This is a genomic window from Collinsella aerofaciens (genome assembly GCF_039752775.1).
Lineage (GTDB): Bacteria > Actinomycetota > Coriobacteriia > Coriobacteriales > Coriobacteriaceae > Collinsella > Collinsella aerofaciens_R.
The window spans coordinates 56178-63436 of the sequence record NZ_JBDMGT010000012.1 but is presented as its reverse complement, the minus strand read 5'-3'; the positions used below and the strand labels follow the sequence as shown (position 1 = coordinate 63436).

Below are 7259 nucleotides of genomic sequence, written 5' to 3'. Positions count from 1 at the left end.
TGTTGGCTAAAATGGGTCGGCCGGGATTGGTCAATCTCGGCCGACTATATTTGGCTAAATTATTCCGGCGCTAACACCATCAACTATGGTGCATTGGAGTCAGGTTACTTTGCACCAAAAAGGCGCCCGGGCCGTGTGGACCCGGACGCCTTCATTGTAGCTTTTCGCTCTAGCGAGCTTGATTTAGCAGGAGAAGTCGACGCTGTCGATGATGTCCTTGAGGGCCTTGGCGGAGACGGTGAGCTCATGCTGCTCGTCGTCGTTCAGCGGCACGGGGACGCGGCAGACGACGCCGTCGCGGCCAACGACCGTCGGCATGGAGATGGCCAGATCGGACAGGCCATACTCGCCCACCATGAGCGAGGAAACGGGCAGAACGGTCTGCTCATCACGCATAACAGCGGTGCAGATGCGCTTAACGGCCATGGCGACGCCGTAGTAGGTGGCGTGCTTCTTCTCGATGATGGTGTAGGCGGAGTTCTTAACGTCCTCGGCGATGCGCTTCTCGGCAGCCTCATGCTCCAGGTGGCCGTGAAGCTCGCAGAAGGTGTTCAGCGGCACGCCGGCAACCTGGGCGCTGGACCAAGCGACAAACTCGGAGTCGCCGTGCTCACCCATGACATAGGCCTGAACGTCGCGCGGATCAACCTCGACGTGGGCACCAAGCATCTGCTGCAGACGGCCAGTGTCGAGCACGGTGCCGGAGCCGATGACGTGGCCCTCGGGCAGGCCGGACATCTTGATGGCGGCGTAGGTCAGAACATCGACCGGGTTGGAGACGATGAGCAGAATGCCATCGAAGCCGGACTTCTTAATCTCGGGGATAATGGACTTAAAGATGCTGACGTTCTTGTTGACCAGGTCCAGGCGGGTCTCACCGGGCTTCTGGGCAGCGCCAGCGGTGACGACGATCATGGCGGCGTCGGCGACATCGGAATAATCGCCGGCGTAGATCTTCATCGGCTCGGCAAACGTCATGCCGTGCGCGATATCCAGGGCCTCACCCTCGGCGCGGTTCTTGTCCACGTCGATGAGGACCATCTCGGAGAACAGACCGCTCTGCATCAGCGCGAACGCCGAAGACGAACCGACGAAACCGCAGCCGACAATAGCGACCTTCTTCTCGTTAACCATTAGAAACTCCCATCTCACTCCACAAACAAGCCGCCCGGGAACGACCCGAGCGGCTTGTCGTAATCCCAATACATCCAATCGGGACTTTGATTATGCTCCTATTCGCAGCCAAAAATCGACCGTTTACCGAAATTGTTTGCAGAATTCGTAAAATAACTGCACGAAATCGGTTTCGATATATTGACGAGCCAAAATAGCTTTCTAATACAGGCCCGCCTCGCGAATGGCCTCGACAGCCAAAGCGATCTGGTCGGGCGGCAAGACCAGCGCCATGCGCACGTGCCCCTCGCCCGAAGGACCAAAGCTCGCGCCCGGCGTCACCACAACGCCGGCCTTCTCCATAAGCTCCTCGCAAAACGCCATGGAATCGGTGCGGCCACCGGGAAGCTTGGCCCACACAAACATAGAGCCATGCGCGTTGGGGCGCTCCCAGCCCAAGCCCTCAAGACCGTCGCACAGGGCATCGCGGCGCTCCTGGTACTTCAGACGCTGCGCCTCGACCTCATCGCGCGGACCGTTCAGGCAGGCGATGGCGGCCTTCTGGATCGGGAAGAACATGCCAAAGTCGATCTGGCCGCGCAGCTTGGCAAAGGCCGAGACCACGTCCTCTCGGCCGACCAAAAAGCCGATGCGGGCACCGGTGACGTTAAACGACTTGGAGAGCGAGAAGAACTCAACGCCCACCTCGAGCGCGCCGGGGTACTGCAAGAAGCTGCCGCCCGGCTCGCCGTTGAACACGATGTCGGAGTATGCGTTGTCGTGAACGATCAGCAGGTCGTGCTCGCGGGCAAAAGCGATGATCTCCTCGTAGATCTCGGGCGTGCCCACCGAGCCCACCGGGTTGGCGGGCAGCGACACGATCATGTACTTGGCACGATCGGCCACCTCGGGATCGATGCCCGCCACATAGGGCAGGTAATTGTGCTCCGCCACCAGCGGATAATACTCGAGTTTGGCGTCGGCGATCTTGGCCCCCGCCTCAAAAACCGGGTAGCACGGATCGGGAACCAAAATGGTGTCACCCGGATCGAGCAGGGCCAGGCCCAAATGGCCCACGCCCTCCTGCGTGCCGTTGCACGACTGCACCATGGACGGCGTAATGCCCGAAACGCCAAAGCGACGCTCATAGTAATCGCACACAGCTTGCTTGAGTTCGGGCAGGTCGCGCAGGGCATACTTCCACATCTCGGGATCTTGGGCTGCCTGCGTGAGCGCCTCGACCACGTGGTCGTACGGCTTAAAGTCGGGCGTGCCCACGCTCATGTTGTAAATGGTCTTGCCCTGAGCCTTCAGCGCAAGCAGTTTGTTGTTGAGCGAGGCGAAGACCTCCGCGCTAAAGCGGTCGAGACGCTGCGATGCCTGCATGGTGCCACCTTTCGATATGAAAAACGCGGCGCTCCGACAAGAGCGCCGCGCGATACGGGCCATCAGATTGCAAAAGTGTAACGCTTGCAACCCCCGTATTGGTTCAATTTAGCCAACCTTAGTCAATCGGATCGAGCGCATCGATCTGCGCAAGCCACAGACGTGAGCTGGCGTCACTCGGCATACGCCAATCGCCGCGCGGACTGAGCGTCACCGAGCCCACCTTGGGACCATCGGGCAGGCAGCTGCGCTTAAACTGCTGGGCAAAGAAGCGACGATAGAACGTACGCAACCACGTGTGGACGGTCTTGACGTCGTAGACGCCCTCGAAGCTCTTGAGCGCCATGCGGTAGATCTTGCCCGGCTCAAAGCCAAAACGCAGCAGGTAGTAGAGGAAGTAGTCGTGCAACTCGTACGGGCCCACCAAATCCTCGGTCTTCTGCGCAATCTCGCCGTCGCCCGTGGGCGGCAGAAGCTCGGGGGACACCGGCGTATCGAGGATATCGAGCAAGACCTCGGCAATGCGCCCGCCAAAGACATCGGCGGCATAGCGTACCAGATGGCGCACAAGCGTCTTGGGCACGCTCGCGTTGACGGCGTACATGCTCATGTGGTCGCCGTTATAGGTAGCCCAGCCGAGCGCCAGCTCCGACAGGTCGCCCGTGCCAATGACAAAACCGCCAGCCTGGTTGGCCAGATCCATCAGAATCTGCGTACGCTCGCGCGCCTGGCTGTTCTCGTAGGTCACGTCCTGCACAGCTGGATCATGCTCAATGTCCTTGAAGTGCTGCTCCACAGCCGCGTGGATCGAAACCTCGCGGAAGCTCACACCCAGGTCGCGGGCGAGCGACTCGGCATTCGACTTGGTGCGATGCGTCGTGCCGAAGCCGGGCATGGACACGGCTGTGATACCAGTGCGCGGCAGCCCCAGTGCATCGAAGGCACGCACGGTCACAAGCAGCGCTAGCGTGGAGTCCAAGCCGCCCGAAAGGCCGATAACCGCAGCCTTGGTACCCGTGTGGGCAAGGCGGGTCTTGAGGCCCGCAGTCTGCAGATCGAGGATCGTCTCGCAGCGCTCGGCCAAGTCGCCGTGGTCGGCCGGCACAAAGGGCGCGCGCGGGAAAACGCGGTCGATATCGCAGGCATCGCGCAGGACGGGCTCTTTGGCCAGCACGCCCTCAAATGAAAACTCAACAGTCGTGGCCTCAGGCGCATCGTCCGCGCGCGTCCACGTCGTCGAGCGACGGCGCTCGGCAACCAGACGGTCGAGGTCAACATCGGCGATGGCCATATCGCAGGTAAGCAGTTTGGTCGCGGCGAGCTTGGAGCCGTTTTCGTAGACGAGGTTCTCGCCCGCAAAGACCATGTCGGTCGTGGACTCGCCCTCGCTCGCATCTGCATAGGCATAGGCACAGTACAGGCGCGCGCTCTGGTTGGATATGAGGCTGCGTCGGTAATCTGCCTTGCCGATAATCTCGTCCGAGGCCGACGGGTTGAGGATCACCGTCGCACCGGCAAGCGCCATCTCGGTCGAAGGGGGCGCCGGCACCCACAGGTCCTCGCAGACCTCAACGCCCAGCACCATATCCTCGGCACCCTCGTCACAGCAGCGGTAGACAAGCTCCGAACCCAGCGGAACCGGACCCTGACCGGCAAACTCGACCCACACGGGATCTGCGGGCGCCGGAGCAAACCAGCGGCGCTCGTAGAACTCGCCATAGTTGGGCAGATACTTCTTGGCCGTGAGGCCCAAAAGCTCGCCCGCGCAGCACACGGCGGCGCAGTTGTAGATATTCTCGGCAACTGCAACGGGAAGACCGATAGTAAAGACAATCGGCAGCTCACGAGTCTCATCGAGGATATGCACCAAAGCAGCCTCGCAGGCATGCAGTAATGTGCGGTTATGGAACAGATCGGCCGCGGTATAGCCGCACAAGTTGAGCTCGGGCAGTACCAGCGCGCGAACGCCGCGCTCAACAGCCGCGCGAACAGCCGCTAACGCAACCTCGGCATTGCCCTCGACATCGGCCACGCGAATCTGCGGCGACGCCGCCGCCACACGCAAAAAGCCATCGTTCTTATTAGCCGAAACGCAGCATTGCCTTGTTGATCTGGACACTGGAGGCCCCTTCTACCCTGAGATTCAGTCTAACGGACGTTCACATATCTCTAACTAGCCAAAGCAACCTCCCAGTTTACTGAGAGGCCAACCTGTGCTAAAAGCATGTATTTCAAAAATATCTTTAATTAAAAAAGGAGAAATCGATAATCGACTTCTCCTTTAAGCGAGGCGAGTAAATTCCGAAACTAATGGCAGAATTTATCCATGTAGTCCTCAAAGTCGAACACTTCCACCACGACGCCCTCTTCCTGAAACTCTTTCAGTTGCTCCAAGAGATCTTTGTTAATAACGTCCATGCAGAAACCTCCTCTATCTAATCAATTGTAGTATATCTGCTTTCATGCAATTATCAACCAACTTGTTTAATTGCTCCTCGTTTGCCGATAGTCCCTCTTTTTTCAAAATGTCGCGCACCTCGTTCTTAGTAATCGGCTTTTCAAACAACGAAAGCAAAGCGAACGAAAAATCATTAACCGCACACATTCTATGGGTGGCACAACTCAGCAGTACTCTTAACCCCTCTTTTGAGCGTCCGACTTCTTTCACAAACGAACTTTTAACCAATTGAAAACCATTATCGTGCATTACATAATCGGCATCGATATTTGTATTCAGCAATCCATAATGCAACAGTTCTTCTATCGCCCTTGTCAGCTCGAGGTCGCCCTGATCAAGGATAAGAGAAATGCTACAATCGGCCTCCAATAAACGGGCCAACTTAAGGTATACCAACTGGGAAACAGCATAGACATGATGGTATTCAGAATTATAGAAGTAGGCAAATGGCTCAACGAGCACGACAGAGGTCTTGGAATCCAGCCAGATTCGATCAGCTGGATTTAGACTAGTTAGCCGTCGCTTTACTTTGGTCAAATGTCCCTTATACCTGACAGCGTGAATAGAATCTAGGATCCAGGTCACCTCTGAAATATGAAGCCGCTGGGGCAAGTCAATTGTGTCGCTACCGTTTATGACCTCTTGCATATAAAAATCAATATGATGCTCATCAGATAAGGATTTTGCTTCATTTAAAGTTAAACCAGTGCCTGAAACATAATCCACTTCGAGGCGCAAATCCTCATATTGGGACTTCGGCATTACAGAGACACCATACTTATCGGGATGATTCCAAACATCCGACCCCATAACGAGACCAAAATTCGTAAATCCTCTCGTGGAATATGGAACACCACATACCTGTTTTGAATAATTCAAAACATTCTCTGTATAAGCTAAGGTGTTCAGAGCCTCTTCTTTAGTTTCGGTCGGGAAGCCAATCATAAAGAATAGATGAACAGGAATACCCGCATTGAGACAATCATGGATATTGCGATCAATCCAATCAACTCTCGTGTTCTTCTTCATTAGATCAAGAACTCTTTGGTTGTATGACTCGAGGCCAAACTGAATCTGCCTACATCCACTTTGGTATATCTTGTTGAAAACGTCTGTACTTAGGGTTGGAGAGAACCTCGTTTCTCCATGCCAGAAAAACGTTTTTCCCGATGCGTTTATTTCATCCGCGAGTTGCTCCATTCTTTTGCCTTCGAATGTTTCATCCACAAAAGAGAAAACTCTCGTGCCGTATTTTTCATTTAACCGACACATTATTTCAAATACTCTCGATATAGGCATCTTTCGGTAACAACCACCGGTAGCACCGGGAATGGTGCAGAAGGCGCAATGATTAAAACACTGCCTAGAGGAATAAACCGGCAATATTAACTCAGGCATGAAGTATTTAGAAAGGGCGAAGCCATCGAAATCGGGAACTGTATCGTTGATAAATGTTTGCTCAATCCGATGGTTTTTATATATCTTTCCACCTTTAGCATGGCAAAGGTTTGGAACACAGTCGAGATTGTCATCACCGGAGTCAAGAGCCTCAAGAAGACGTGCAAGCGGCTCTTCGCCGTCATACATCATTATCGAATCAATGTATTCAAAAAAGGGATGCCATTCTTTCATGCAGTCATCTGCTAAACGAGTAATGTAATTGCCGCCCAATGAGACGTGTTTAACAGATGGACATTCTTCTTTAATCAGTTTCGCTAACGTAACTGCAGAAATCAATTGGAAACAGCCGCTCACCGAAATCCCAATAAACTCATTTTTTTCCCTCTGAATACGCTTAAGAAAGGCAGTTTCATAGAAGGAAATAAACGGATTATGCAAGGTATCCGCAAGCGATTTCATTATTTCTGGTGTCGAATAATAATCATAGGGCAGATCTATGGAGTTGAACGTGTATTTAACTCCATACGAGACGTGATTTATGATATAGAGTGCATTTCTAAAAATGTTTTCAGCATATTGTCTTTCTTTTAGATTAAAGTATCTCTTCGATCTGAAAATATCTTTTGCCTCGTCAACATTAAGTGCTGACTTTTGTATCAACTCGATTGTTAATTGAACATTCGAACTAAACGAATCCTTTGATTCCCGATACCTTTTACAGCACTCTTCGACATGTCTAAAAGATAGGAGGTCATCGTAAAATTCCACGTTTAAGTCAACAATGTCAACTTTATATTGTTCAACCTCTTGAAGATATGACTTCAAAACAGGCAAGGCAAGATACGGCCCCACTGGACTCCATCCTGGGGGAAATACTAAAAGCGTTTTAGGCATATCAACG

General features: G+C 53.6%; 4 protein-coding genes. All 4 read right to left on the bottom strand.

The features are described from left to right. Positions 1-183: 183 nt before the first annotated feature. The 4 genes from ABHR63_RS04930 to ABHR63_RS04915 all read right to left on the bottom strand — a co-directional run bounded on the left by ABHR63_RS04930 (position 184) and on the right by ABHR63_RS04915 (position 7252). Positions 184-1134 (bottom strand): L-lactate dehydrogenase, encoded by a 951-nt coding sequence (locus ABHR63_RS04930; RefSeq protein ID WP_022094138.1) that lies wholly within the window; start codon positions 1132-1134, stop codon positions 184-186. A gap of 201 nt (positions 1135-1335) precedes the next feature. Then, positions 1336-2499 (bottom strand): pyridoxal phosphate-dependent aminotransferase, encoded by a 1164-nt coding sequence (locus ABHR63_RS04925; RefSeq protein WP_195245731.1) that lies wholly within the window; start codon positions 2497-2499, stop codon positions 1336-1338. A gap of 118 nt (positions 2500-2617) precedes the next feature. Continuing rightward, on the bottom strand, positions 2618-4618 hold the full coding sequence (locus ABHR63_RS04920; RefSeq protein WP_161145565.1) for an NAD(+) synthase: 2001 nt from the start codon (positions 4616-4618) through the stop codon (positions 2618-2620). A 312-nt stretch (positions 4619-4930) separates the two neighbouring features. Beyond that, on the bottom strand, positions 4931-7252 hold the full coding sequence (locus tag ABHR63_RS04915) for a B12-binding domain-containing radical SAM protein (RefSeq protein ID WP_346965891.1): 2322 nt from the start codon (positions 7250-7252) through the stop codon (positions 4931-4933). Positions 7253-7259 lie beyond the last annotated feature (7 nt).

Bases quoted from the DNA above. Each gene is read 5' to 3' on its own strand.
- ABHR63_RS04930 (WP_022094138.1), bottom strand. From the start codon at position 1,134: ATGGTTAACGAGAAGAAGGTCGCTATTGTCGGCTGCGGTTTCGTCGGT.
- ABHR63_RS04925 (WP_195245731.1), bottom strand. From the start codon at position 2,499: ATGCAGGCATCGCAGCGTCTCGACCGCTTTAGCGCGGAGGTCTTCGCC.
- ABHR63_RS04915 (WP_346965891.1), bottom strand. From the start codon at position 7,252: ATGCCTAAAACGCTTTTAGTATTTCCCCCAGGATGGAGTCCAGTGGGG.